At 44.3% G+C, this 26792-nt stretch carries 29 protein-coding genes; 27 read left to right on the top strand and 2 right to left on the bottom strand.

What is annotated here, in order from left to right:
- Positions 1-8 precede the first annotated feature (8 nt).
- Genes aroE through AE2B122_RS01665 form a run of 6 tightly spaced genes read left to right on the top strand, consistent with a single transcriptional unit; the run spans position 9 to position 3392 of the window.
- Entirely contained in the window at positions 9-845 is an 837-nt protein-coding gene (aroE, locus tag AE2B122_RS01640) for a shikimate dehydrogenase (protein WP_095268677.1), read from the top strand.
- 1 nt (position 846) lies between these two features.
- A complete protein-coding gene (gene yhbY, locus AE2B122_RS01645) occupies positions 847-1137 on the top strand; it encodes a ribosome assembly RNA-binding protein YhbY (protein ID WP_095218158.1) in 291 nt (96 codons plus the stop codon).
- Between the two features lie 11 nt (positions 1138-1148).
- Positions 1149-1718, top strand: coding sequence for a nicotinate-nucleotide adenylyltransferase (locus AE2B122_RS01650; RefSeq protein WP_175072932.1), 570 nt, complete (start codon positions 1149-1151; stop codon positions 1716-1718).
- Positions 1705-2277, top strand: a complete 573-nt coding sequence (gene yqeK / locus AE2B122_RS01655) for a bis(5'-nucleosyl)-tetraphosphatase (symmetrical) YqeK (RefSeq protein ID WP_175072933.1) — start codon at positions 1705-1707, stop codon at positions 2275-2277. The genes AE2B122_RS01650 and yqeK overlap by 14 nt, the downstream gene beginning before the upstream one ends.
- Positions 2278-2634, top strand: a complete 357-nt coding sequence (gene rsfS / locus AE2B122_RS01660) for a ribosome silencing factor (protein ID WP_175072934.1) — start codon at positions 2278-2280, stop codon at positions 2632-2634.
- A complete protein-coding gene (locus AE2B122_RS01665) occupies positions 2634-3392 on the top strand; it encodes a class I SAM-dependent methyltransferase (protein ID WP_175072935.1) in 759 nt (252 codons plus the stop codon). Before rsfS ends, AE2B122_RS01665 begins: the two co-directional genes overlap by 1 nt.
- A 50-nt stretch (positions 3393-3442) precedes the next feature.
- On the opposite strand, the gene comER is transcribed toward AE2B122_RS01665, so the two are convergent.
- Positions 3443-4267, bottom strand: a complete 825-nt coding sequence (gene comER, locus AE2B122_RS01670) for a late competence protein ComER (RefSeq protein WP_095218153.1) — start codon at positions 4265-4267, stop codon at positions 3443-3445.
- Positions 4268-4363: 96 nt separating this feature from the next.
- Here comER and AE2B122_RS01675 point away from each other — a divergent pair, with 96 nt between their 5' ends.
- The 4 genes from AE2B122_RS01675 to holA all read left to right on the top strand — a co-directional run bounded on the left by AE2B122_RS01675 (position 4364) and on the right by holA (position 9169).
- Entirely contained in the window at positions 4364-4972 is a 609-nt protein-coding gene (locus AE2B122_RS01675) for a ComEA family DNA-binding protein (protein WP_175072936.1), read from the top strand.
- Between the two features lie 66 nt (positions 4973-5038).
- Entirely contained in the window at positions 5039-5614 is a 576-nt protein-coding gene (locus AE2B122_RS01680) for a ComE operon protein 2 (RefSeq protein WP_095218151.1), read from the top strand.
- Positions 5611-7863, top strand: a complete 2253-nt coding sequence (locus AE2B122_RS01685) for a DNA internalization-related competence protein ComEC/Rec2 (RefSeq protein WP_175072937.1) — start codon at positions 5611-5613, stop codon at positions 7861-7863. Before AE2B122_RS01680 ends, AE2B122_RS01685 begins: the two co-directional genes overlap by 4 nt.
- 268 nt (positions 7864-8131) lie before the next feature.
- Complete coding sequence (holA, locus tag AE2B122_RS01690) at positions 8132-9169, top strand: DNA polymerase III subunit delta (protein WP_095218149.1); 1038 nt, start codon at positions 8132-8134, stop codon at positions 9167-9169.
- A gap of 65 nt (positions 9170-9234) precedes the next feature.
- Here the strand turns inward: holA and rpsT are convergent, their stop codons facing one another.
- Positions 9235-9501, bottom strand: coding sequence for a 30S ribosomal protein S20 (gene rpsT / locus AE2B122_RS01695; protein ID WP_095218148.1), 267 nt, complete (start codon positions 9499-9501; stop codon positions 9235-9237).
- A gap of 158 nt (positions 9502-9659) precedes the next feature.
- On the opposite strand from rpsT, the gene gpr reads away from it, so the two are divergent.
- The 17 genes from gpr (at position 9660) to floA (ending at position 26787) form a co-directional block, all read left to right on the top strand.
- Positions 9660-10751: a GPR endopeptidase gene (gpr, locus tag AE2B122_RS01700; RefSeq protein ID WP_095218147.1), complete on the top strand. Its 1092-nt coding sequence runs from the start codon at positions 9660-9662 to the stop codon at positions 10749-10751.
- 85 nt (positions 10752-10836) lie between these two features.
- Positions 10837-12042, top strand: a complete 1206-nt coding sequence (gene spoIIP / locus AE2B122_RS01705) for a stage II sporulation protein P (protein WP_175072938.1) — start codon at positions 10837-10839, stop codon at positions 12040-12042.
- A complete protein-coding gene (locus AE2B122_RS01710; RefSeq protein WP_095218145.1) occupies positions 12039-12356 on the top strand; it encodes a hypothetical protein in 318 nt (105 codons plus the stop codon). The genes spoIIP and AE2B122_RS01710 overlap by 4 nt, the downstream gene beginning before the upstream one ends.
- Positions 12357-12471: 115 nt before the next feature.
- On the top strand, positions 12472-14292 hold the full coding sequence (lepA, locus tag AE2B122_RS01715) for a translation elongation factor 4 (protein ID WP_095268684.1): 1821 nt from the start codon (positions 12472-12474) through the stop codon (positions 14290-14292).
- Positions 14293-14354: 62 nt separating this feature from the next.
- A complete protein-coding gene (gene hemW / locus AE2B122_RS01720; RefSeq protein WP_095268685.1) occupies positions 14355-15515 on the top strand; it encodes a radical SAM family heme chaperone HemW in 1161 nt (386 codons plus the stop codon).
- 76 nt (positions 15516-15591) lie between these two features.
- Positions 15592-16620 carry a heat-inducible transcriptional repressor HrcA gene (hrcA, locus tag AE2B122_RS01725; RefSeq protein ID WP_095218142.1) on the top strand — a complete coding sequence of 343 codons (1029 nt, stop codon included), beginning with the start codon at positions 15592-15594 and terminating at the stop codon, positions 16618-16620.
- A 65-nt stretch (positions 16621-16685) separates the two neighbouring features.
- Positions 16686-17246 (top strand): nucleotide exchange factor GrpE, encoded by a 561-nt coding sequence (grpE, locus tag AE2B122_RS01730; RefSeq protein ID WP_095218141.1) that lies wholly within the window; start codon positions 16686-16688, stop codon positions 17244-17246.
- Positions 17247-17282: 36 nt separating this feature from the next.
- A complete protein-coding gene (gene dnaK, locus AE2B122_RS01735) occupies positions 17283-19112 on the top strand; it encodes a molecular chaperone DnaK (protein ID WP_095218140.1) in 1830 nt (609 codons plus the stop codon).
- Between the two features lie 149 nt (positions 19113-19261).
- Positions 19262-20386: a molecular chaperone DnaJ gene (dnaJ, locus tag AE2B122_RS01740; protein ID WP_095218139.1), complete on the top strand. Its 1125-nt coding sequence runs from the start codon at positions 19262-19264 to the stop codon at positions 20384-20386.
- 19 nt (positions 20387-20405) lie between these two features.
- Positions 20406-21344 carry a 50S ribosomal protein L11 methyltransferase gene (gene prmA / locus AE2B122_RS01745; protein WP_095218138.1) on the top strand — a complete coding sequence of 313 codons (939 nt, stop codon included), beginning with the start codon at positions 20406-20408 and terminating at the stop codon, positions 21342-21344.
- Between the two features lie 15 nt (positions 21345-21359).
- A complete protein-coding gene (locus AE2B122_RS01750; RefSeq protein ID WP_095268686.1) occupies positions 21360-22106 on the top strand; it encodes a 16S rRNA (uracil(1498)-N(3))-methyltransferase in 747 nt (248 codons plus the stop codon).
- Between the two features lie 11 nt (positions 22107-22117).
- Entirely contained in the window at positions 22118-23464 is a 1347-nt protein-coding gene (gene mtaB / locus AE2B122_RS01755) for a tRNA (N(6)-L-threonylcarbamoyladenosine(37)-C(2))-methylthiotransferase MtaB (RefSeq protein WP_095218136.1), read from the top strand.
- A 26-nt stretch (positions 23465-23490) separates the two neighbouring features.
- Positions 23491-24156 carry a deoxyribose-phosphate aldolase gene (deoC, locus tag AE2B122_RS01760; RefSeq protein WP_095268687.1) on the top strand — a complete coding sequence of 222 codons (666 nt, stop codon included), beginning with the start codon at positions 23491-23493 and terminating at the stop codon, positions 24154-24156.
- 139 nt (positions 24157-24295) lie between these two features.
- A complete protein-coding gene (gene rpsU, locus AE2B122_RS01765) occupies positions 24296-24469 on the top strand; it encodes a 30S ribosomal protein S21 (RefSeq protein WP_077308578.1) in 174 nt (57 codons plus the stop codon).
- 21 nt (positions 24470-24490) lie between these two features.
- Complete coding sequence (locus AE2B122_RS01770) at positions 24491-24937, top strand: GatB/YqeY domain-containing protein (RefSeq protein WP_038561434.1); 447 nt, start codon at positions 24491-24493, stop codon at positions 24935-24937.
- A gap of 165 nt (positions 24938-25102) precedes the next feature.
- Positions 25103-25804, top strand: a complete 702-nt coding sequence (locus AE2B122_RS01775) for an NfeD family protein (protein WP_095268688.1) — start codon at positions 25103-25105, stop codon at positions 25802-25804.
- A complete protein-coding gene (floA, locus tag AE2B122_RS01780; protein ID WP_095218133.1) occupies positions 25801-26787 on the top strand; it encodes a flotillin-like protein FloA in 987 nt (328 codons plus the stop codon). Before AE2B122_RS01775 ends, floA begins: the two co-directional genes overlap by 4 nt.
- Positions 26788-26792: the final 5 nt, after the last annotated feature.

Consider the following 26792-nt stretch of genomic DNA (forward strand, 5'->3'; position numbering starts at 1 on the left):
GCGAGAAGATGAAAATATTGAAGTTAGGCCTGATCGGCCATCCAGTGGAGCACTCTTTATCACCATGGATACACACACAATTCATGGAACAGTCTGGAGTCGAAGGGGAGTACAAGCTATATCCTATCGAACCAGATGTTTTTGATGAAAAAATTACAGCATTACTGCAAAGCGGGATTGATGGCTTCAATATTACGGTTCCATATAAACAGCGCATCATCCCATTTCTTGATGAGCTCGATCCAGACGCATCGAAAATCGGAGCTGTGAATACCGCAGTACGAAAGAACGGCAAATGGATCGGGTATAATACGGATGGATCTGGCTATGTGCGTGCATTGGAACAGGTGATTCCCTCGCAAGAATCCTTGCATGTGCTCATGCTTGGCGCAGGAGGAGCAGCTCGCGGAATATATCGTGCGCTGGTTGCAAATGGTTTCCGCTATGTTGATATCGCCAATCGTACAGTTTCTAAAGCAGAACAGCTGCTGCAGATACAGGAACCAGAAACGATTACGGAGATTTTGTCATATGAGGAAGCGCAACAGAAATTGGATAGCTATGATATCATCATACACACGTCAAGTGTTGGGATGAGTCCGTGTGATTGTGAGCAAATCATCCCGTTAGCCAATTTAAAATCTAATGCAGTGGTTAGCGATATCGTCTATAAACCGATTGAAACGATGCTGCTAAGGTCTGCCAAGCAGCAAGGAGCTACCATTCATCATGGCCATAGCATGCTTTTATATCAAGCACAGTACGCATTTGAAATCTGGTCAGGCGAACAAGTCGTGATCGGTGAATTATTGAATCAGCTGGAACAAAGATTAACGGAGGCATAATATGTTAACAGGTAAACAAAAAAGATATCTTCGCGCTCAAGCGCATCATTTGAAACCAATTTTCCAGGTAGGAAAAATCGGTGTGAACGATAACATGCTCGTACAGATTGGCGAAGCATTGGAAAAACGGGAACTAATCAAAGTGAGTTTGCTTCAGAATTGTTTGGATGAGAAAGAGGATGTTGCTGTAACAATTGAAGAGGGTACAGGTGCATCTGTCGTCCAAATCATCGGAAGTACGATCATCCTTTATCGAGAATCAGAAGATAATAAACAGATCAAGCTGCCGTAAAGGAGTAAGACATGAGAAAAGTCGGATTATTGGGAGGGACATTCGATCCGCCCCATCTCGGACATTTGTTTATTGCGCAGGAAGTCCAGCACAGACTTGGATTGGATGAAGTCTGGTTCATTCCTGCCCATGAAGCACCGCATAAACAGAAGTCTCAAACAGATGCGGTTCTTCGTCTCGAGATGGTGCAGGCGGCAATTGCGGAAAATCCTATTTTCCGTATGAATCCGATTGAGGTGGATCGTTTAGGCAAATCCTATACATTTGATACAATAAAGCTGTTGCAGGAAATGCATCCGAATACTGCATTCCATTTCATCATTGGTGCTGATCTGGTGGAGAGTCTGCACACATGGCATCGTATTGATGATTTGATTGAAATGCTGACATTCGTAGGTGTCGGCCGGCCTGGATATGATCTGGAGACAACATACCCTGTCACTTATGTGGATATCCCGGAGCTTGAGATATCCTCGAGCATGATCCGGGAACGCGTTGAACAGGGAGCTCCTGTACACTATCTTATTTCAGGCGCAGTGTTCGATATTATAAAGGAGCAAAAGCTGTATGCAGAGAGATAAGGCATTGGCGATCGTTGAAAAACAATTAAAGAAACCTCGGTATGAACATACTATCCGTGTAATGGATACTAGCATCAGACTGGCAAAACAGTATGGTGCAGATGAAAAGAAAGCTGAGCTGGCTGCTATTTTTCATGACTATGCGAAGTATCGGCCACTCGAGGAAATGAAACGCTGGATCGAATCGGAACGGCTGCCGAAAGACTTGCTGGATTATCACCATGAATTATGGCATGGTCCAGTAGGAGCGCTTATGGTAAAACGTGAAGTCGGCATTAGCGACCCGGAGATACTGCATGCAATCACTGTACACACCACTGGATGTGTTGGTATGTCTGTACTTGATAAAGTCGTATTTCTTGCAGATTATATTGAACCAGGCCGTGCTTTTCCCGGCGTGGATGATGTACGAAAAGTAAGTGAGAACAATTTGGATAAGGCGTGCTGGATGGCTTCCCGGAATACGATCAATATGCTCATTTCGTTAAACCGGAAAGTATACCCGGACACTTTCCATGCTTATAATGATTTATTAAACTCTACTGGAGGTAACAAATAAATGGAAACTATTGATATAGCACAAATAGCAGCAAATGCCGCAGATGCGGTAAGAGGGGAAGACGTTGTCCTATTGGAAATGAAGGAAGTCTCCTTGATTGCTGATTACTTCATGATTTGTCATGGAACGAGTGAGCGTCAAGTGCAAGCTATCGCTAGACGAATTAAAGAGAAAGCTGAAGAAGCTGGTGTAGAAGTGAAGCGCCTGGAAGGAATGGAGCAGTCAAGATGGGTTCTTGTCGATCTTGGAGATGTTGTTTGCCATGTATTCCATATCGATGAACGCAGATATTATAATTTAGAACGCCTGTGGGGAGACGCGCCGCAAGTGGAACCGGTATTCTCCCAAGAAAGCTGATGGCCGCATACGAGCGGCTTGCCGCCGTATATGAACGTTTGATGCAGGATGCGCCTTATGAGCCATGGCAGCAGTTCATGCAGGGAATTTTTCATAAACATGCTCAAATCGAGATCAAAGAGATTGCCGATTTGGGTTGCGGAACGGGATATGTCACCAGGCAGCTGGCAAAGGCAGGATATCATATGACAGGTATTGATCAATCTGAAAATATGCTTGCTTATGCTGCTTCCCGCGATACAAAACAGCAAGTGCGCTGGGTACAACAGGATCTGCGGAAGCTGGAGACAATTAAAGCAGATGCTGCAATTAGTATGTTTGATGTAATCAACTATATTACGTCACCAGATGATGTGCAGCAAGCTTTCACCCGGATATGGCAGATGCTTGCTCCTGGTGGAGTGTTCCTGTTCGATGTCCATAGCATACGGCATATTGAAGAGGACTTGGCTGGTGAGGTTTTTGCTGAAATTCATGACGACCTTTCTTATACATGGTTCTGTGAGGCCGGCGAGGAAAAGGGAGAAGTATTTCACGACCTTACTTTCTTTACGAAAGAAACAGACTCGGATAAATACGATCGTTTTGATGAATATCATCATCAGCGTACATATTCAGTTGATACGTATATCTCCTGGCTTGAAGAAGCAGGCTTTCGCGTGTGCGGAGTATACGGTGATTTTGATATAGAACGGACGGAGCACTTGGAACAAGCAGATAGGCTGTTCTTTGCATGTGTGAAAAACCAGGAGGCATAATCTGCTACCTGGTTTTTTTATGCAGGAAAAGCTAAGTATGTGTCGAATTTTTAGTTGTACAATCCCTTTTGAATTGCTTCCTTTTCCTCCCCGAACTTCCGGTGTGTTGCTTGAAACACCTGTGAAAACATCTCAGTTGTTTCCTTTTCGAGCACTGCAATACCTTCTCCTGTAATACCGCCCTTTACACAAACCTTTTTTATCAATTCATCCAACGTATAATGGCCATTTGCTAACAAAGTCCCGAGTCCAATTAGCATCTCTGAAGTTAAATGAGTGGCTTGTTCTTTACTGATTGCTGTTTCTGCCACTGCACCATCGATAAAGCGCTGCGCGAGGTAGCTGAAGAAAGCTGGTCCGCAGGAAACGATATCTGAGGCTACCCTCGTTATATCCTCTGGTATATAAAGCGGATTTGAATAGCTGCTAACTAAATCGATAAGTGCAGCTTTATTACGATTTGACAGGCTCGTTCCGAATGTCAGGAGAGTCGTGCCTGCTGCAGCTCTGTTCGTAATACTTGGAATTGCCCGAGCAACCTGACAAGGTACAAGTACTTCGAGGTCTTCGATTGAATACGGACTAGTGATGGAGACTAATACTTGGTCCGGCTGCAATAGAGAGTGGAGCTCGTGACATACGCCTGGCAAATGCGGCGGCCGTACACACAGAAACAATATATCAGCGTAATCCGCAATTCGGCTGGTGGAATCTGCTACATGTATTGAAGGGAATTTTTTCTTCAATTGTACAGCTTTATCAGCAGAACGGTTCAAAATCATAATATCTTCTTGAGAGATCGATCCGGAGTTTACCCATGTTTCCAGTAGCATGCCTCCCATATTGCCAACTCCGATTATTCCCCATTTCGTCATTCTAAACTCCTCCTCTGCTCATTTTCTGCTTGTTTCCCAGTTACGCTGTTACCCATTTTATGTTTAAAGGATATGAAATATGAAAGGAGGTTCAAGGTGCAAATAATTAAACAATATAGCTGGGCTATCATACTGGCTGCTGTAGCATGTGTTTTTTTAGTCATGTGGATTAGGGAGCCTAAAGGTGATGCTGCAGTGCAGCAGCTGGAAGAAGCTGAAATTCCTTCTGAGACGCAGTTGCTCACAGAAACACCAGCTGAAAATGAGTCTGTATCGGCTAATGCGTTGGTCATGGTAGATATAAAAGGAGAGGTACAGAATCCCGGTGTATACGAGCTTGCTCCAGACAGTAGAGTGGAAGAGGCGTTAGATGCAGCGGGCGGACTAACAGAGAATGCAGAGGAGCGAAGTATTAATCTTGCTCAGCGAGTGGCAGATGAACAGGTTATCTATGTTGCGGCTATCGGTGAAGAGGATGTACCTGTTCAAACAGCGGGTTCGAGTACTTCTTCAGCGAAAATAAATATTAATCAAGCAGACAGCAATGAACTTACAGAACTGAACGGCATTGGGGAAGCAAAGGCACAGGCTATCATTACCTTCCGTGAGGAAAATGGTCCTTTCACTTCTATCGAGCAGCTTACAGAAGTACCTGGCATTGGGGAGAAATCGTTAGAGAATATGAAGGAGCAGATCAGCTTGTAGAGCTGGTTGACGGATTAGAAGGGGGATTGTACACTAACTTTAGAAAAGGAAAGGTGGCGAAGCGTCATGGAACGAATCGCATGGAATCAATATTTTATGGCGCAAAGCCACTTACTGGCGCTGCGCAGCACCTGCCAGCGGCTGATGGTCGGTGCGACTGTTGTCCGCGATAAACGTATTATCGCCGGCGGTTACAATGGCAGTGTCACAGGCAGCAAGCACTGTGTTGATGAAGGATGTTATGTAATCGATGGTCATTGCGTACGAACAGTGCACGCAGAAATGAATGCTCTTTTGCAATGTGCGAAATTCGGTGTGCCGACCGAAGGGGCTGAAATTTACGTGACGCATTTTCCGTGTCTGCAATGCTGTAAAGCTCTGATACAAGCTGGCATCAGAACGGTTTATTATGCAAGTGATTATAAAAATCATCCATATGCTGTTGATCTCTTTGCTGAAGCTGGTGTCACAACAGAACAGGTGGAGCTTGATGCAGTCGTAGTGGATACGAAGCCACAAGAGACACGCAGTCTGATGGAAAAAGTCGTGGACAAGCTCAAGCAGTTGGACGATACAGAAAGTCAACAGCTCGCTGAAGAAGCTGCGTCTCGTTATCAACTCCCAAACAAAGAACAAATATGATTGGTAGATGGCATATTGTTGCGCTGGCAGCCCTTGGCGGGATGCTGGCGCATTCCTTACATTTTTCGGTACTGCTAGTCATACTTGTTTGGCTGAGCCTGTTATATTACACAAAACGTATCCAATTTCCGCTCCTGCTTCTGTCTTCGATTGCTTCTCTTTTATTTTTCGCCAACAGTATCCTCGGACAAGAGATGCCTCCCCAACTGCCGCGCGATGAGCCGATTCAGCTTACTTCCTCTATATCAGATCTCTCCGAAACAAAAGAACGAATTCAATTCACTGCAAAAGATGCTTCTGGTTCGGCCTCTATCCTGGTGACATATTTCAAACAAGAAGAACATGAAACTGTATCTGGTTTATCTGCTGGAGCTCAATGTGTCATTAATGGCAGTCTTGCACAGCCTGAATCTGCCACTAATCCAGGACAATTTAACTTTCAACACTATTTACGAAAGCAAGGTATCTTCTATGAGCTAGAACTTCAGAATCTGGGGGATATCTCTTGTACTGGAACATCACAACTCGGTCAGTTGCTAAAGGCGCGAACTTCGTTTTTGCATAAAACTGATAAGATCCTTGATTCTCATACCGCTGCGTGGGTACAGGCGATGATAGCGGGGGAAGATAGCAATTTAGATGAGGAAACGGTGGAGCTGTTCAACCGCTGGAGCTTATCTCATATCCTTGCTATCAGCGGCATGCATATAGCATTATTTTCTGCGATCCTCTTCTTTCTCCTCACAAAACTACAAATTCTCACGATTGAAAAGACCTATTGGTTTTTATTTGTCTTCCTGGCTGTTTATCCTGTATTTGCGGGTGGTGAGCCTTCGGTATGGCGTTCTGCTTTAATGGTAATGCTCATTATGCTGCTTATGCGATTTAAGGTTAAGCTGCCGATTATTGATAGTATCAGTATAGTTTTCATACTTCTACTCGTACTCGATCCACATTATCTGTACCATATTGGTTTCCAATTTTCGTTTCTAGTCAGCTTGGCACTTTTATTGTCAGCCCGGTTATACACTGGTTCCTTTATCAGCGCACTGCTGGAAACAAGCCTATTAAGCCAGCTTGTCATCCTTCCTCTGCAGGTCTCCCAATTTTATTTCCTAAATCCATTGTCTGTTTTGATGAACCTTTTTGCTATTCCATTTTATACCTTTATTGCCATTCCGCTTTTATTACTAATCAGTATTCTGCTGTATCCTTTGCCACGATTTGCTGCTATCCTCGGAGAAAGTTTTCGATTTATCAATGAATTAGTGATTTGCATTATCGAATGGATAGATAGTATAGCCTTTTATCCTTGGGTGACAGGGGAGCTTCCGATGGGTATCTCCCTGCTATATTTTTTAGTTCTTATTTTATTTTGTTCTGCATGGGAAGAAGGAAGGCGAAGAAAGGCTCTTTGGTATGGGGCTTTGCTCACCTCAATTCCGCTTGCGGCAGTATTGTTGCCGTATACAAGCAGTACAGGATATGTAACTATGCTTGATATCGGGCAAGGAGATGCGTTTGTCATTGAATTGCCTTATCGAAGAGGTGTTTATTTAATTGATGCTGCTGGCAGTATCGGAATGGACTTTCAGCCAACTGATAAGAATTTCGAACAAGTTATCAAACCATATCTGTATGAGCGAGGGATTGTTAAAGTGGATGGCATCTTTGCAACGCATGCAGATCATGATCATATCGGGAGTATCGGCAAGCTGACAAAGGAGTTGCATGTGGAATGGGTGCGTACATCGGTCTATTTTGACCGTTCAAAGGCTAACCTATGGAATTCGGATACAAAGATAATTCCTTGGAAAGCTGGAGAGATGATCCGTCTACCAGGCTGGGAAATTCAGCTACTGGCTCCTTTCCGCGATAAAAAGGATCCAAACAAGAATTCGCTTGTCATGTATACGATGCTAGGCGGGAAGAGCTGGCTTTTTACCGGGGATATTGGTAAAGAGGAAGAAAAGGAAATCATCCGGCGATATCCGTCTTTACGAGCAGATGTGTTGAAGGTTGGACATCATGGCAGCGATACATCGACTGACCGAGTATTTCTTCAGCATTTGAAGCCGGAGACAGCGCTAGTTTCTGCTGGAAGGAACAACCGATATGGTCATCCGTCTCCAGAGGTGGTGGATAGCTTGTTACAACAAAACATCCGTATCTGGCGTACAGATACGGATGGGGCGGTCGTCTATGCCTTCTCAGGAAAGACAGGCACATTTAGCCCGTTCCTTCCATAAGATACGGTAGTTATAAATGAGGCAAATGAACTTACCAAAGGCAACAGTTACTTACCTCGATTAGCAAGAGTTGTCACCTATAACCTGAGTGCTATCAGGATAACCTAGAGGTAAGAAAACACCGCTTAGCGTTACAGCCTCCGGAGCTGGCTAACAAGAGCGTTCATATAGATTGGGGGGGAACATTCAATTGTTCTCCTCTGTTTCACCTTGCGTTAATTCCTATTTGCCGATACGATAAACAGTAGGATTACGTAGGAGTGAGAACATGTCATATACTGACGCTTTAAAAGCAATCAAGAAAAAGGATTTTTCACCTATATACTTACTATATGGTACGGAGTCTTATTTCATGCAGGATATAAAGGAAAAAATAGAGAAACAGTTCGCCCTTTCCGATGGAACAAATGTTTCCGTCTATGATTTGGAGGAAACCCCAATCCAGGAAGTCATTGCCGATGCAGAGGAATATCCTTTTTTCAGTGAACAAAAATTAATACTTGCTTATCATCCTTTCTTTCTGAAAGCAAAGCCGGATAAGTCCGCAGTGGACCATCGTTTGGAAAGCTTGGAGCAGTATGTAGAAAATCCAGCAGCATGGACGACACTCGTTTTGTTAGCTCCATATGAGAAGGTGGATGAGCGCAAGAAAATCATTAAAAGCATTAAAAAGACAGGACAAGCTGTCGCCTGTCTGCCGGTAAAAGAATGGGATTTATCAGATTGGATCGTTACGTTAAGCAAGGAGCATCAAATTGTGCTGGAGGATGAAGTCGCGGATTTGCTCATCCAGGAGGCTGGAACCGATCTTTCTATGCTGCGCGGAGAAATTGAGAAGCTTGCGCTCTATGCGGGTGAAGGAAGTAAAATAACTTTGGAGATTGCGGAATCACTTGTTTCCCATCAGCAGACAAGCTCTGGATTAAAGCTGGTTGACAGCCTAATGGCTGGTGACCTGGCGAAGGCGATTTACATCTTCCATGATTTGATCAAATTGAAGGAAGAACCGATTGCCTTGATAGCACTGCTTGCTTCCCAGTTCAGGACAATTCTGCATGTAAAGCTTCTGAAGCATAAAGGGTATAATCAAGCGAAGATGGCAGAAGTAACAAAGGTTCATCCATTTGTGATTAAGCTTGCTTTAAAGCGGGAAGCGCACTTCTCAGAAGAAGAATTGAAACATATTCTATTTCTAGCTGCCGAAACGGATGCAGATTTGAAGCAGGGACGTATGGAAAAGAACCTAGCGTTTGAACTTTTACTTCAGCAAATAGTGACAATACGAAAAAAAGCCCGGATGATTTAATAAACCGCCGGGCTTTTTTCTATTAAAAAACGATTCCTTCTAAAGGAATCGTTCTTCTAAGCATATTATGCGCCAATAGCGTTAACTTTTTTAGTCAAGTTAGACTTCTGACGGTTAGCTTTGTTGCGGTGGATAACACCACTTTGTGCAGCTTTATCAATTTTGCTTGAAGCTGTTAGAAGAGCTGTTTTAGCAGTTGCAGCATCGTTGTTGGAAACAGCTGTTTCCACGTGTTTCACTGCAGTACGCAAGTCGCTTTTCAAAGCTTGGTTTCTTAGACGGCTATCGTTGTTTACACGAACGCGTTTAATCGCTGATTTAATATTTGCCATGTTTGTTTCACCTCCGGCACATTTCATCTTACAACAAAAGCCATTGTACCAAAGCGGAGCGATGTTTTCAACAATTCTTTTCGCTGAAGGTGTCACTTTTCGTATGATTTGCTGTTAATCTGCTTATGCTAATGCTGACATTTGTGAAAAGTGGAGGGATGGTTTTGATTAAGCAGCTGCAAGTACGGACGGATTTAGCTATTGAAGCAAAGGATCTATATACATCGAGTGAACAGAAACAGGGAACGGCAGCAGGTATCTCTGTGACAGAGAAAAAAACAGAAGGTATCACCGTTAATTATGTACAAGTGAACGAAGAAGGATCAAAGCAGATAGGGAAGAAACCAGGTATCTATATTACGATTCATACGGATGCAATAAAGAATCAGGATACAAAACAGGAAGAAGAGACAGCGCTTGTACTTGCCAAGGAGCTGGAACAAATGCTGGCTGAAAACAACATTCCTACGGATGCGACTGGTTTGATAGTCGGACTGGGAAACTGGAATGTAACACCGGATGCTTTAGGACCGGAAGTGATTGAGAAAATCATGGTCACTAATCATTTATTCAAGCTGCAGCCTGAATCAGTGGAAGAAGGTTACCGGCCGGTTTCTGCAGTATCGCCGGGCGTAATGGGTACTACTGGAATCGAAACAAGCACCCTTATCCATGGGATTATCGAAAAAACGAAGCCAGACTTTGTGATAGCGGTGGATGCTTTAGCTGCTCGTTCGGTCAGTCGCGTGAATAGTACAATCCAGTTATCCGACACAGGCATCCATCCAGGCTCAGGTGTGGGCAATAAACGGAAAGAGCTGAGCAAAGAAACACTTGGTATTCCTGTTTTCAGTATTGGCGTTCCTACAGTTGTCGATGCGGTGACAATTACGAGTGATACTATCGATTACCTCTTCAAGCATTTCGGCAGAGAGTGGAATGAGAAGGATAAGCCTTCTAAAGCACTTGTACCTGCAGGTATGCGATTTGGGAAAAAGGAACTTACAGAAGAAGATCTGCCGAACGAGGAGCAGCGGCAGGCGATATTCGGAATGGTTGGCGGTCTTGCTGAAGAAGAGAAACGTCAGCTAATTCATGAAGTGCTGACGCCGCTTGGGTCTAACCTTATGGTAACACCGAAGGAAGTAGATGGGTTTATTGCCGATATGGCTCATGTCATTGCAGCTGGCATTAATGGCGCTCTTCATGAAAAGGTTAATCCGGCAAATCTCTCGGATTACACACGCTGATTTCTTTCAGAGGTTCTACTTCAAGCTTCTCTCTCATAGATTCTAGTAGAGTTCAACTAGATTCAAAAAGAGAGGAGCTTCTTTCTTGGGAAAAAAGAAGAACAGCTATAAGCGAAAGCGTTCAGGCGTACTTTTCATATATAAGCGGACACTCATACTTGTCGGCTCCATCCTTTTTCTATTAACTGGTATAGCGGCGCTAACTTCCGCTGGGCCGGCATACCGGCTGTCTTCTCAAGCGATTACAGAATGGACAAGGCAGCTAGACAGCAGCATTTATCTGCATATACTCGGTAACGAAAACAAGATTTTCGAAAGTGTTAGACCAGAAGAAGCTCCTTCAATCCAACTTTCAGCCGTTCTTATGCAAATGCTGACAACAATTAAACCGGATGACCCGCGCACATTGCTCGGTTCCGAGATTCCAGGCTTCTCTTTATATGAAAACCAGATCGTCATTGCGGGAGAAGGGACAAACTATACGAACCTGCCAATTGAGTCGGCTCAGCCAGATCATGTTATCGAGGAAGAGCCAACAGAAGATAAGGAAGAAGAGACACCGCCAGAAGAAGCTCAGAATCCACCTGAGGATAGTCAAGAACAAAAAGATGAGGAGCCTGCACCTTCAACGGGTGATAAAGATGTTGTTTATATCTATTACACGCATAATCAGGAGTCTTATTTGCCGTCGTTGGATGCAGACCAGAAAGACAATGCTTATAACAAAAATGCTAATGTCACCGATGCTGGTGAGGCGATGGCGAAACGACTGGAAGAGCTCGGTATCGGTACGATAGCTGACCAGACAGATATAGGAGCTATTCTAAATGAAAATGGCATGGCTTATCACCAATCCTATGATGCTTCAAGAGGAGTAGTTGAAGCTGCTGTAGCTGAAAATAAAGATGTTTCCTTTGTTTTCGATATTCATCGGGATAGCTTGCAACGGAAAGACACCACCAAGGAGATCGACGGTAAAACATATGCAAAGGTCGTATTCGTCGTCGGTGCGGAGAATAAAGAATATGAAAAGAACTTGAAGCTGGCATCGGATCTGCACAAGAAGATTGAAGAGAACTATCCCGGCTTAAGTAGGGGTGTCATCACGAAAAAAGGTGCAGGGGTCGACGGCGTTTATAATCAGGATGTTTCTGACAAAGCAGCTCTTCTGGAAATAGGGGGAGTGGAGAATACATTGGATGAAGCAACACGGACAGCAGAATTGTTTGCGGAGATATTTGCGGATTATTACTGGGAAGCAGAAAAAGTTCAAGGAGGACAAGCGGAATGAAATATGTAGTGGTTGTTCTGACGATGCTGACATTGTTCTTTGGCGGTATTTTAATCGGGATGGAAAAAGAGGATGCGCAGCTGGCAGAGCAGCCGCCCGCTGTGCAGCAGCAGGAAGGACAGTTGACTGCATCTTCCTCATTTGAGGGTGTAAAAAGTGAACCGGTGCTTGAAAATACAGCACCTGTTTCGGATGAAGGAGCAGATAGCTCCATCGTCCAGCAGCTGGCAAGCGGACTTGGAAGTCTATTCACAGGTATCTGCTCTGTCATCATTACAGCGATTGAACAGCTTTCCGTTGCTTTGTTCGGCTGAGGCAAAAGCGCTTAAAAACATTGAATAAACAGGGCGCAATTGCTATAATCAATGCTAGTTATTGTTACGGTTGCTTCTTAATAGGCAGCTTCGGACAATTTAGGAGTGATTTTGATTGGTAGAGACAAACAGACGAAATCAGCAGCATGTGCGGAATTTCTCGATCATTGCACACATCGATCACGGGAAGTCTACACTGGCTGACCGTATTCTGGAGAAGACGAAAGCTCTTACTGCGCGTGAAATGAAGGCGCAGTATTTGGATGCGATGGATTTGGAAAGAGAGCGCGGCATTACAATCAAGCTGAATGCAGTGCAACTTGAATACGAACGGGAAAATGGTGAGACATATATATTCCATTTGATAGATACACCGGGACATGTCGATTTTACATATGAGGTATCCCGGAGTTTGGCAGCCTGTGAAGGTGCCATCCTTGTAGTGGATGCTGCTCAGGGTATCGAAGCCCAAACATTGGCCAATGTTTACTTGGCGATGGATAATGACTTGGAAATCATACCGGTCATCAATAAAATCGATTTACCGAGTGCCGACCCAGATCGGGTTAAACAGGAAATCGAGGATGTTATTGGAATCGATGCGAGTGATGCAATTCTAGCATCAGCTAAAGCAGGAATCGGTATAGAAGAGATTTTAGAGGCAATTGTCGACCGGATTCCGCCACCGAAAGGGAATCAGGAAGCGCCGTTAAAAGGGCTGATCTTTGACTCTTTGTATGATTCCTATCGCGGTGTTGTAGCTTATACGTGTATAAAAGAGGGTTCAGTAAAAGTAGGCGACAAGATCCACATGATGGCTACAGGCAAGGAATTTGAAGTCAATGAGGTCGGTGTGTTTAATCCGTCACCAGTTAAAAAGGACGAGCTAGTCGTTGGTGATGTCGGCTATTTAACTGCCTCTATTAAAAACGTAAGTGATACGCGAGTAGGGGATACCATTACATTAGCTGATAATCCAGCCAGTGAGGCACTTCCCGGCTATCGCCGCTTGAATCCGATGGTTTATTGCGGCTTGTTCCCAGTTGATGCGAGCAACTACAATGATTTGCGTGAAGCACTGGAGCGATTGGAGCTGAACGATAGTTCCTTGCAATATGAAGCTGAGACATCCCAGGCACTTGGCTTCGGATTCCGCTGTGGTTTCCTTGGTCTTTTGCACATGGAGATCATCCAAGAACGGATCGAACGTGAATTCAATATTGATTTGATCACGACAGCACCAAGTGTTATCTACAATGTCGTCATGACTGATGGCAGCGAAGTTCGAGTCGACAACCCGGCGGCTTTGCCAGATGCACAATCACGTACGGAAGTGCAAGAGCCATATGTAAAAGCGACAATCATGGTACCGAATGATTATGTTGGTACAGTCATGGAGCTATGCCAGAAGAAACGCGGTGATTTCCAGGACATGCAATACTTGGACGATGTCCGTGTAAATGTTGTATACGAAATCCCGCTTTCTGAGATCGTGTATGACTTCTTCGATCAGCTGAAATCCCAAACTAAAGGATATGCAAGCTTCGATTATGAACTGGTAGGTTACAAGGCATCTGATCTGCAGAAGATGGATATTCTTTTGAATGGCGACACGATAGATGCTCTATCCTTCATCGTACACCGTGATTTTGCTTTCGACCGCGGTAAAGCAATAGTAGAAAAACTGAAGGCGTTAATTCCGCGTCAGCAGTTCGAAGTACCAGTCCAGGCTGCAATTGGAAATAAAATTGTTGCCCGTTCTAATATTAAAGCGATGCGTAAGAATGTCTTGTCCAAGTGTTATGGAGGAGATATATCCCGTAAACGTAAATTACTTGAAAAGCAAAAAGAAGGTAAGAAACGGATGAAGATGGTCGGTTCCGTGGAAGTTCCACAAGAAGCGTTCATGGCCATCCTGCAAATGGACGACGAATAAATAACAGACAACCCTTGTCCTTAATCAGACAAGGGTTTGTCATTGCGGAAGGAGGCAGCATGATGAACGAAGTGAAATCCGCTTATATTCATATACCTTTCTGTGAACAACTTTGTCATTACTGTGACTTTACGAAGTTTTTCTATCGTGAAGATAGTGCAGATGAATATGTAGAAGCATTACGGAAGGAAATAGAGCATTATATTCCGAATAGACAGCAAATGAACACGATTTTCGTTGGCGGAGGTACACCTACGGCATTAAATATGCAGCAGCTGGAACATGTACTGAAGAGTGTTGATAGTGCATTTGATGTTCACGCAGCTAGAGAATATACATTCGAAGCAAACCCCGGGGACTTATCATTAGAGAAGGCAAAGCTGCTTAAGCATTACGGGGTGGATCGAATCTCCCTTGGCGTTCAAGTGTTTGATGATAAACTGCTGGAGGCCATCGGCCGTGTCCATCGAGTCAAACATGTATATGAAAGTCTTGATCTGTTAAAACAGGCTGGCTTTGACAATATTAGTATCGACTTGATATATGCACTGCCGGGACAAACTTTGGAGCAGTTTGGGCATACTGTGGAAGAAGCCCTGCAGTTCGATTTGCCGCACTATTCTTCTTACTCACTTCAGATTGAACCAAAAACAGTATTTTATCAGCGTTACAAAAAGGGTACATTGAAAAAGGCGCCGGAAGAATTAGAAGCAAATATGTACAATCTGCTGCGCGATGAAATGAAGGCGCATGGCAGAGAACAATATGAGGTAAGTAATTTCGCACTGCCGGGCAAGGAAAGCCAGCATAATCTTGCATACTGGAATAATGATTTCTACTATGGACTTGGTGCAGGGGCTCATGGATACTTGCCAGGACGTCGCGTTATCAACATTCGTCCACTCCCTGCTTATCTGAAGCAAGCGAATGAAAATGGTATTCCTGTTTTACATGAGGAGCCGATTGGCCGTAAAGAGCGCATCGAGGAAGAACTTTTCCTTGGACTTCGGAAGAAAACCGGAGTGAATAAAGTAAGTTTCCGTAACAAATTCGGTATCGAGCTCACAGATGTTTATCGTAAACCATTGGATCTGCTGATTAGCAAAGGCTGGCTCATAGAGGATGCTGAACATGTTGCCATGACCGAAGATGGATTCTTGTTCGGAAACGATGTATTTCAAGAGTTCCTTTTAGAAGAAGAACCGGCAAGCGTTTCGAATTGACAATTTTTCTAGGCTTTGTTACCTTATATGTATATTTAGCACTCCCCATAAACGAGTGCTAATCGAGGTGATGATCATGCTGACAGAAAGACAGCTGCGTATCCTTCAGGTTATAGTCGATGATTTCATTCAAACGGCGCAGCCGATCGGTTCGCGTGCTATCTCCAATAAGCAGGATGTTGCCTATAGTGCAGCAACGATTCGTAATGATATGGCTGAATTGGAGCAGTTTGGCTTGATCGAGAAGACGCATACCTCATCCGGAAGAATACCTTCCGAAAAGGGCTATCGCTTCTACGTGGATCATCTGCTGACACCGTTTCATTTATCGCGCCAGGATACGTCAGCAATCAAACAGACATTTTCGACGAATATTCGTCAGATGGAAGAAGTCGTACAGCAATCCGCCGCTCTGCTTTCAGAGCTGACCAACTACACTAGTATCATCTTGGGACCGGAAATGCTGGAGACAAAGCTTAAGCATATCCAGATTCTGACTTTGTCCGACTTTAGTGCTGTCATGATTTTAGTAACAGACACTGGTCATGTGGAACATAAATCCTTCCGAATACCGGATGGGATGGACCATGCTGAAATGGAAAAGGTAGTGAATATCCTGAATGACCGTTTAGCTGGGGTACCGCTTATGATGGTGCCTGGCAGACTCAAGTCGGAAGTACAGGAACTGCTTAAGCAGCACACCGTCCATTTTGATACAATGTTCGCCTATCTGCGCTCGTTCATGGAAACGGAACAGCCGCTCAAGCTATATTTCGGCGGCAAAACAAACATTCTGATGCAGCCCGATTTTCAGGATTTGAATAAGCTGCGAAGCCTATATACAATGATTGAGGAAGAAGGCGAGACGATTGCACGTCTACTCAAGGGAGAACAGAATGGTCTGCATGTTTCCATCGGCACAGAGAACAAGCTGAGTGCGATGCAGGATTGCAGTTTTGTCACTGCGAGTTACACAGCTGATGGCATACACATGGGAACCGTTGCCTTGCTGGGTCCAACCAGAATGGAATATTCCCGGGTAATGTCGTTGATGCACGTATTAACGAACAAACTGACCAGCGCTTATCAGGACTGGCAGAAATGAGTTGAATATGGCTTGCTTCACAGCAAGCCTTTCATATAAGCAATGCTTTTCAGGAGGTGACCATCATGGCAAATGAAGAAAAAGAAAAAGTGAATGAAACCGAAGAGCAGGAAGCTGTTGAAGCAGAAGTGATTGATGCAGCCCCATCTGAGGAATCCGAAACTAACAATGAAGGTAGCGAACAACTAGCACAGCTCGAGCAAGAAAAAAACGAGATGTACGACCGTCTGCTTCGCTTGCAGGCTGAGTATGATAACTTCCGCAAGCGTACACAGAAGGAAAAAGAAGCTGCCAGCAAATATAGATCTCAGGATTTGGCGGAAGCTTTGCTTCCAGTTGTCGACAACTTGGATCGTGCCCTTCAAACTGTTCAGGATGAAGAAGCGAACAAAGGTTTCGTCGATGGTATCCGCATGGTACATCGTCAATTATTAGATGCTTTCGAAAACCAAGGTATCGAAACTATCGAAACAGTTGGACAGACTTTCGATCCGCATTTGCACCAAGCAGTCATGCAGGTGGAAAATGACGAATACGAACCAAATACTGTCGTACAGGAATTGCAAAAAGGCTATAAGCTGAAAGACCGTGTCATTCGACCGGCTATGGTTCAAGTGAATCAATAAAGCACTACATATGCTGTAGAGGAGGAAAAATACAAAATGGGTAAAATCATTGGTATTGACTTAGGTACAACAAACTCTTGTGTGTCCGTAATGGAAGGTGGAGAAGCTCGCGTTATCCCGAACCCGGAAGGTAACCGAACAACTCCATCCGTTGTAGCATTCAAAAACGGAGAAAGACAAATTGGTGAAGTGGCGAAGCGTCAGGCAATCACGAACCCGAACACAATCCAATCCATTAAACGTCATATGGGTACAGATTACAAAGTGGAAATCGAAGGCAAATCTTACACACCTCAAGAAATTTCTGCAATCATCTTGCAGTACATTAAATCTTTCGCTGAAGATTATCTAGGTGAAACTGTTGATAAAGCAGTTATCACAGTTCCGGCATACTTCAACGATGCAGAGCGACAAGCAACGAAAGATGCTGGTAAAATTGCAGGTCTTGAAGTAGAACGTATCATCAACGAACCGACAGCAGCAGCGCTTGCTTACGGTATCAATACAGAAGAAGATCAAACAATCCTTGTATATGACCTTGGCGGCGGTACATTCGACGTTTCCATCCTTGATATTGGCGATGGTACTTTCGAAGTAGTTTCTACTGCAGGTGACAACCGTCTTGGCGGTGATGATTTCGACCAAGTGATTATTGATCATCTTGTAGCGGAATTCAAAAAAGAGAACGGCATCGACCTTTCTAAAGATAAAATGGCAATGCAACGTTTGAAAGATGCCGCTGAAAAAGCGAAGAAAGATCTTTCAGGCGTTACGCAAACACAAATTTCCCTTCCGTTCATCACGGCTGGTGCAGAAGGTCCGCTTCACTTGGAGCTTGCTCTATCTCGTGCTAAATTCGATGAGATTTCTGCTGATTTGGTTGAGCGTACAATGGGACCTACTCGCCAAGCGCTTCGTGATGCAGACCTTTCTGCAAGCGAAATTGACAAAGTTATCCTAGTTGGTGGTTCTACTCGTATCCCAGCTGTTGTAGAAGCAATCAAAAAGGAAACTGGTAAAGATCCTTCTAAAGGAGTTAACCCGGATGAAGTAGTTGCACTTGGTGCAGCAATTCAGGGTGGTGTCCTTCAAGGTGATGTGAAAGACGTCGTACTTCTTGACGTTACTCCACTTTCCCTAGGTATCGAAACAATGGGCGGCGTGTTCACGAAATTGATCGAACGCAACACGACAATTCCGACAAGCCACTCCCAAGTATTCTCTACTGCTGCTGATAATCAGACAGCTGTTGATATCCATGTTCTTCAAGGTGAGCGTGAAATGGCTTCTTACAATAAAACACTTGGCCGTTTCCAATTGACGGATATTCCGCCAGCACCACGTGGTGTACCGCAAGTTGAAGTATCTTTTGATATCGACTCCAACGGTATTGTAAACGTACGTGCGAAAGATCTTGGCACAAACAAAGAACAATCCATTACAATCAAGTCTTCTTCAGGTCTTTCTGATGAGGAAGTAGAAAAAATGGTAAAAGAAGCAGAAGATAATGCTGAGGAAGATAAAAAACGCCGCGAAGAAGTAGATCTTCGCAACGAAGCTGATCAGCTTGTCTTCCAAACAGATAAAACATTGAAAGATCTTGCTGAAAATGTTTCTGAAGAAGATAAACAAAAAGCAGAAGCAGCAAAAGAGGAACTTAAGAAAGCATTGGAAGGTTCCGACTATGAAGACATCAAAGTGAAAAAAGATGCGCTTTCCGAGCAAGTTCAAGCATTGTCTGTAAAATTGTATGAGCAAGCAGCACAGGCTCAGCAAGCACAGCAAGAGCAAGGCGGAGAAAAAGCAGACGACGATGTCGTAGATGCTGATTTCGAAGAAGTAAACGACGATAAAGACAAAAAGTAAGACGATAAGTAAAATTTAGTATCACCCGACAAGTCAAAGCCGCTTTTAAGCAGCTTTGACTTGTTACATGTTTAGCGCATTTGCTGCCTTTATGGCTTAATGGTATGATAAAATTTATGTATAAGAGAGAGTCGGGAGAGTGATTGTCAGTGAGTAAGCGGGATTACTACGATGTGCTTGGTGTCGGTAAAGAGGCCTCGAAGGAAGAAATAAAAAAAGCATATCGCAAACTTGCGCGCCAATACCACCCAGATGTGAATAAGGCGGAAGATGCAGCCGATAAGTTCAAAGAGGCAAAAGAAGCCTATGAAGTACTCGGCAATGAACAAAAACGTACCCAGTATGATCAGTTTGGGCATGCCGGACCGCAGAGCCAAGGCTTCGGCGGAGCTGGAGCTCAAGATTTCGGCGGATTTGGCGACATATTCGATATGTTCTTCGGTGGCGGCGGACGCCGCAGTGATCCGAATGCGCCTCGTCAAGGTGCTGATTTACAATACACTATGACACTTAGCTTTGAGGAAGCAATCTTCGGAAAAGAAACCGATATTGAGATTCCTAAAGAAGAGGAATGTGATACATGTCACGGTTCAGGAGCTAAACCAGGTACCAAGCCGAAGACTTGTACGCACTGTAACGGAAGCGGACAGCTTAATGTGGAACAAAATACACCATTTGGCCGTGTTGTGAACCGTCGTGTATGTAACACATGTAATGGAACAGGTAAAATAATTCCGGATAAGTGTAAGACATGCAGTGGTTCAGGACGAGTACGCAAACGCAACAAAATCCATATCAAAGTCCCAGCAGGTATCGACGATGGTCAGCAGATCCGTGTATCTGGTAAAGGAGAAGCCGGTGTTAATGGAGGGCCTCCAGGAGATCTTTATGTAGTTATTCAAGTCCGCAGTCATGAGTTCTTTGACCGGGAAGGCGACAATATTTATTGTGAAATGCCGATTACATTTGCTCAAGCAGCACTTGGTGATGAAATTGAAGTACCGACAGTTCATGGTGCAGTGAGTCTTAAAGTTCCTGCAGGTACTCAAACAGGCCGCACATTCCGCCTTAAAGGCAAAGGTTCGCCAAACGTACGCGGATATGGTCAAGGAGATCAGCATGTGAAAATTCGTGTTGTAACACCAACGAATTTATCAGACCGTCAGAAGGAGCTATTGCGTGAGCTCAACGATATTAGCGGTAATGACCCAACTGATGAACAGCATGACAGCATTTTTACACGTATGAGACGTGCGTTCAAAGGTGAGTCTTAATAAAAGGAGTGACGTGTACGTGAAATGGGCGGAGCTGTGTATCCATACAACGAATGAAGCGATTGAGCCGATTTCTAATATCCTGCATGAAGCAGGTGCCAGTGGTGTTGTGATCCAAGATCCAGAAGATTTGGTTAAGGATCACAAAACAACTTTTGGTGAAATCTATGCGCTGGATCCAAATGATTACCCGGCAGAAGGCATCTTTGTGAAAGCATATTTGCCTCTTAACAGTTTCTTGAACGAATCTGTGAATGAGATCAAGTCTGCAATCACGAATCTAAAAGAATATCAGATTGACATCGGAGCAAACGAAGTATCAGTCAGTGAAGTGGATGAAGAAGATTGGTCTACAGCCTGGAAGAAATACTACAAACCAGTGAAGATCTCCGAAAAGTTCACTATCATACCAACTTGGGAAGAGTATACCCCAGTAGCAAGTGATGAAGTGATCATGGAACTTGATCCAGGCATGGCTTTTGGTACAGGAACTCATCCGACGACAGTACTAAGTGTACAGGCAATTGAGCGTTATATAAATAAAGGCGACATTGTGATTGATGTTGGTTCTGGTTCTGGTGTGCTGAGCATCGCTGCCGTACTGCTTGGTGCTGAGCATGTACATGCATTTGATTTAGATGATGTAGCTGTCAACAGTACCAAGATAAATGCAGAGCTGAATCAAGCAGCTGACCGTATTACGGCAAGTGCGAATAATTTGCTTGAAGGCGTTGAGGTTGAAGCGGATGTTATCGTATCGAATATCCTTGCTGAAATCATCCTGAAATTCACAGATGACGCATTCAAATTGATTAAACCAGGCGGTTTGTTCATTACGAGTGGCATTATTAGCCAGAAGAAAGGCGACGTTAAAGACGCCTTGATCGCATCTGGTTTCGATATTGTTGAAGTCAATGAAATGGAAGATTGGGTCGCCATCATTGCAAAGAAGAATTAAGGCAGAGGTGAGCGTATGCAGCGCTATTTCGTAGAACCTGCCAATTGGCAGGATAACCGAATTATATTGCGTGGACAGGATGCCCATCACATTATTCGCGTGATGCGGATGAAAACAGGTGAAACAATTATCTGTGTTCATCCGGATGGGCATGCAGCAAAATGTGAGATTGACGAATTGGCGTCAGATTATGTTGCTGTATCCGTAGTAGAAAAAGTCGATATGAATACGGAAATGCCAGTATCAGTGTCGATTGCCCAAGGACTTCCCAAGGGTGACAAACTGGAATGGATCGTGCAGAAAGGAACGGAATTGGGTGCAGCTGCATTTCTCCCTTTCCAAGCTGCTCGATCCGTTGTAAAATGGGACGAGAAAAAGAAGGACAAGAAGCGGCAGCGGCTCGAAAAGATTGCCAAAGAAGCTGCAGAGCAGTCCAGCCGCTTGATTATCCCAGCGATCGAAGATGTGCAATCCTTCCAAATGCTGCTTGATAGCAGCGATACATATAAGCACAAATTGTTCGCTTATGAAGAGGCGGCAAAAGGATTGAAGGCAGAGCCGCTTCGCTCTGTTTTCCAGCACATTTCACCATCAGATAATGTGCTTGTTGTAATCGGTCCAGAGGGCGGATTCAGTGAATCAGAAGCAGATGCGCTTCAAGATGCAGGCTTTGCACCTATCAGGCTCGGGCCTCGTATTTTACGCACGGAAACCGCACCATTGTATATGTTGGCAAGTCTATCGTACCATTTTGAAGAATGAGGTGTTTTACCATGCCTACAGTGGCATTCCACACATTAGGTTGTAAAGTAAACCATTATGAGACGGAAGGTATTTGGCAGAAGTTCAAAGCTCAGGGCTATGAAAGGGTGGATTTTGATCACCAGTCTGACGTGTATGTTGTCAACACATGCACCGTTACGAACACTGGGGATAAGAAAAGCCGCCAAGTCATCCGCCGGGCTGTACGAAAAAATCCTGAAGGTGTCATTTGTGTTACCGGTTGTTATGCGCAGACTTCACCTGGTGAGATCATGGAGATTCCGGGAGTGGACATCGTTGTAGGTACACAGGGCCGGGACAAGATGATTGAGCATATCGAGGAATTCAAGGTGAAGAAAGAGCCGATCAACGGAGTTTCAAACATCATGAAAAACCGTGTCTTCGAGGAAATGGATGTACCTGCCTTTACTGATCGTACGCGTGCGTCATTGAAAATTCAGGAAGGCTGCAATAACTTCTGTACCTTCTGTATCATACCTTGGTCCCGCGGATTGCTGCGTTCTCGTAACCCGGAGGATGTCATGAAACAGGCCCAGCAGCTTGTGGATGCTGGATACAAGGAAATCGTCCTTACTGGAATCCATACCGCAGGATACGGTGAAGATATGCAGGATTACAATTTTGCGAAATTGCTCCGGGAATTGGAAAATAACGTTCGCGGATTGAAACGGATTCGTATTTCATCCATTGAAGCGAGTCAGATTACGGATGAAGTCATCCAAGTACTGGATGAATCTGAGAAGATCGTACGTCACTTGCATATTCCGCTTCAATCTGGTTCTGATTCCGTTTTGAAACGCATGCGCCGAAAATATTCTTCAGACTTCTATCGCAGCAAAATTGATAAAGTGAAGAAAGCTTTGCCTAACCTTGCCATTACGAGTGATGTAATTGTCGGATTCCCAGGTGAGACAGAAGAGGAATTCATGGAAACATATCGTTTCATCCAGGAAATCGGCTATAGCGAGCTTCACGTGTTCCCCTATTCTAAACGTACAGGAACGCCTGCTGCACGTATGACGGATCAAGTGGATGACGAGACAAAGAATGAGCGTGTCCATCGTCTTATTACTCTATCGGATCAGCAAGCGAAAGAATATGCTTCTCAGTTCGAGAATGAAGTTTTGGAAGTCATTCCGGAAGAACTTTATGATGAAAAAGAATCCGACACGTTATATGTTGGCTATACGGATAACTATTTGAAAGTGAAATTTGAAGCAACACCGGACATGGTTGGTAAGATTGTCCGAGTGAAGCTGACAAAAGCTGGCTATCCGTATAATGAAGGTCAATTCGTCCGGGTAATGGATGATGAGGAAGCAAGCGTAACTATCTAACTTGACTATAAAAGGAGTTATTTCTCTTGGAAAATATCGCTGCATATATTGATCACACACTACTAAAGCCGGATGCGACAAAGGAACAGATCGACGTGATTGTCCAGGAAGCGGCAACACACAAATTCGCTTCTGTCTGTGTTAATCCATACTGGGTTTCCCATTGTGCCCAGCAGCTAAAAGATACGGATGTAAAGGTTTGTACTGTCATTGGATTCCCGCTTGGTGCTTCGACTAGCGCCGTAAAAGCTTTGGAAACAAAGGATGCTATTGAAAAAGGTGCTGGTGAGATCGATATGGTCATCAACGTTGGTGCTTTGAAATCTGGCGACTTAGTGACAGTTGAGTCTGACATCCGTGCAGTTGTGGAAGCAGCAGCAGGTGTACTGACGAAAGTGATTATTGAGACATCCTTGCTGACTGAAGAAGAAAAAGTAACCGCTTGTGAGCTTGCTGTGAAAGCAGGAGCTGATTTCGTCAAGACATCTACTGGATTCTCCGGTGGCGGTGCGACAGTAGAAGATATTAAATTGATGCGTAAGACTGTTGGTCCGGACATCGGTGTAAAGGCTTCCGGTGGCGTACGTGATCGCGAAGCTACGCTTGCTATGATCGAAGCGGGCGCTACTCGTATCGGTGCCAGCGCGGGTGTTCAGATCATCGCAGGCGTTACTGGAAGCAGCGATTACTAAGAACAATTGTGAAATGTGCATGAATCCTGCACCTTTCTATTGACCAGGATTTAGCATTATATTATAATGAGCAAAGACATATGCAGCAGTGCATATGAGTTAGCACATTGTTGTATGCTTCGGAGGGAGGGAAATTAGCATGTCAAACACTACTCGCGTTCGCAAAAACGAGTCTCTTGAAGATGCTCTTCGTCGCTTTAAGCGCACTGTTTCTAAAAGCGGTACTCTATCTGAATACCGTAAGCGTGAATTTTACGAAAAACCTAGTGTTCGTCGCAAGAAAAAATCTGAGGCGGCTAGAAAGCGTAAGTAAGCAAAGAGGGTGCAAAGAGATATGTCATTAACAGAACGTCTGAACCAGGATATGAAGACTGCGATGAAAGCAAGGGATAAGGAAACGCTCAGCGTAATCCGTATGGTGAAAGCTGCCCTGCAGAATGAAGCAATTCGTACTGGAAATGACACGCTGTCAGAAGATGAAGAACTTACCGTTTTATCTCGTGAGGTAAAACAACGAAAAGATTCCCTCCAAGAATTCCAAGAAGCTGGACGCGATGATCTTGCTCAGAAGCTTGAAGCTGAGCTTCAAGTTCTAAAAGATTATATGCCAGAACAGCTTTCGGAAGAAGAACTTGAAGACATTATTAAACAGACCATCACGGAGGTAGGAGCTACTTCCAAGAAAGACATGGGCTCAGTCATGAGCGCTGTTATGCCGAAAGTCAAAGGCAAAACCGATGGTTCTTTAGTTAATAAACTCGTGAATAAGCACTTGTCTTAACTGATAGTTATATGAATATCTAATGGAAATCCCAATCATTGAATGATTGGGATTTCTGCTTTTTTACGAAAGTTTATTTACATATGAAACCTTTTATTAATCCAAGCGTATAAGTTACTGTACATAACAACTGAAACGAAACCAGTCGGGGTCAGGAGGATTTCTATGCTGCAATATATCACGCTTCCAAGCCTTCAAACTGCGATGCACAGCTTCAGCGAAACGATGCAGACGTGGATCACTTCTCCAGTTCTTGTAACAATCCTGCTTTCTATAGCTTTTGCTGGATTGGCTGTCGAGATGTTCACGCCGGGTTTTGGAGCGGGCGGAATACTAGGGATCGCTGCTGGAGGGATTTTTCTGTACGGACACATTGCGGCAGGACTAGTGACAAATATGGATATTCTGCTTTTGACTGCGGCTATCATTTTACTTGTCTTGGAATTATTCGTACCTGGAGGCATAGTGGGCATACTTGGAATGATAGGGTTGCTTTGGGCGTTGTTCCGTATGTCGGCAGACAGAGCCGATATGATGATTAGCGTCAGTATTGCTTTTATTGTTACAATTGTAGCTGTCATCTATGTGATTCGTATCGTCGGTTTCGAAAAGGGTATGTTCAAGCCGATGATCCTCCAGGAAACTCTTAGGCCTGATACGCTTCCGATTTTAACGTCTATCATCGGGAAACGTGGTGTGGCAAAAACACCGCTGCGACCGTCAGGTGTCGCTGAAATCGAGAGTGGGGTAATGGATGTCATCACAGAGGGCAGGTATGTTGCTAAAGGGTCTGAAATAGTTGTTATCCGTACTGAAGGCAAGAAAATCATCGTCAGTCCTGTGACGAACAAGGAGGAAACAGAATGAATCAAGATATTATTGTACCGATTATTATTGCTGCAGTCATTTTGATTGCTTTGATTATCCTATTTACTTTCGTACCAGTTGCATTGTGGATCAGTGCTCTGGCAGCAGGTGTCCGTATCAGCATCTTCACATTGGTAGGGATGCGTTTAAGACGTGTTATCCCATCACGTGTAATCAATCCATTGATTAAAGCCCACAAAGCAGGCTTGAAGGTCGATACAAACCAGCTGGAGAGTCATTACCTGGCAGGCGGTAATGTCGACCGTGTCGTCAATGCACTTATTGCGGCACACCGTGCGAATATCGAATTGCCATTTGAACGCTCAGCAGCAATCGATCTTGCTGGTCGTGATGTATTAGAAGCTGTACAAATGAGCGTCAATCCGAAAGTAATTGAAACACCGTTCATTTCAGGTGTGGCGATTGATGGTATCGAAGTGAAGGCGAAAGCTCGTATAACCGTGCGTGCCAATATCGACCGACTTGTGGGTGGTGCCGGAGAGGATACCATCATTGCACGTGTAGGGGAAGGTATTGTCAGTACCATCGGTAGCTCCAAAAACCATAAGAATGTATTGGAAAACCCGGACAAAATCTCACACAATGTGTTGGAGCGTGGTTTGGACTCCGGTACGGCATTTGAAATTCTGTCCATCGATATCGCAGACATTGATATCGGTAAAAACATCGGGGCGATGCTTCAAACGGATCAGGCGGAGGCAGATAAGAATATCGCCCAAGCCAAAGCTGAGGAACGTCGTGCGATGGCTGTAGCACAAGAGCAGGAAAACTTAGCGCGCGTACAAGAAATGCGTGCGAAGGTAGTAGAAGCAGAAGCAGAAGTCCCGCTTGCGCTTGCTGAGGCACTACGTTCAGGTAATATGGGCGTAATGGATTATATGAACTATCAGAACATCAATGCAGATACAACGATGCGCGATAGCATTGGAGACTTATCTAATGGTGAAGAAGAAGAACGTTAAGATAT

It is taken from the genome of Terribacillus sp. AE2B 122 (genome assembly GCF_902497585.1).
Lineage (GTDB): Bacteria > Bacillota > Bacilli > Bacillales > Amphibacillaceae > Terribacillus > Terribacillus saccharophilus_A.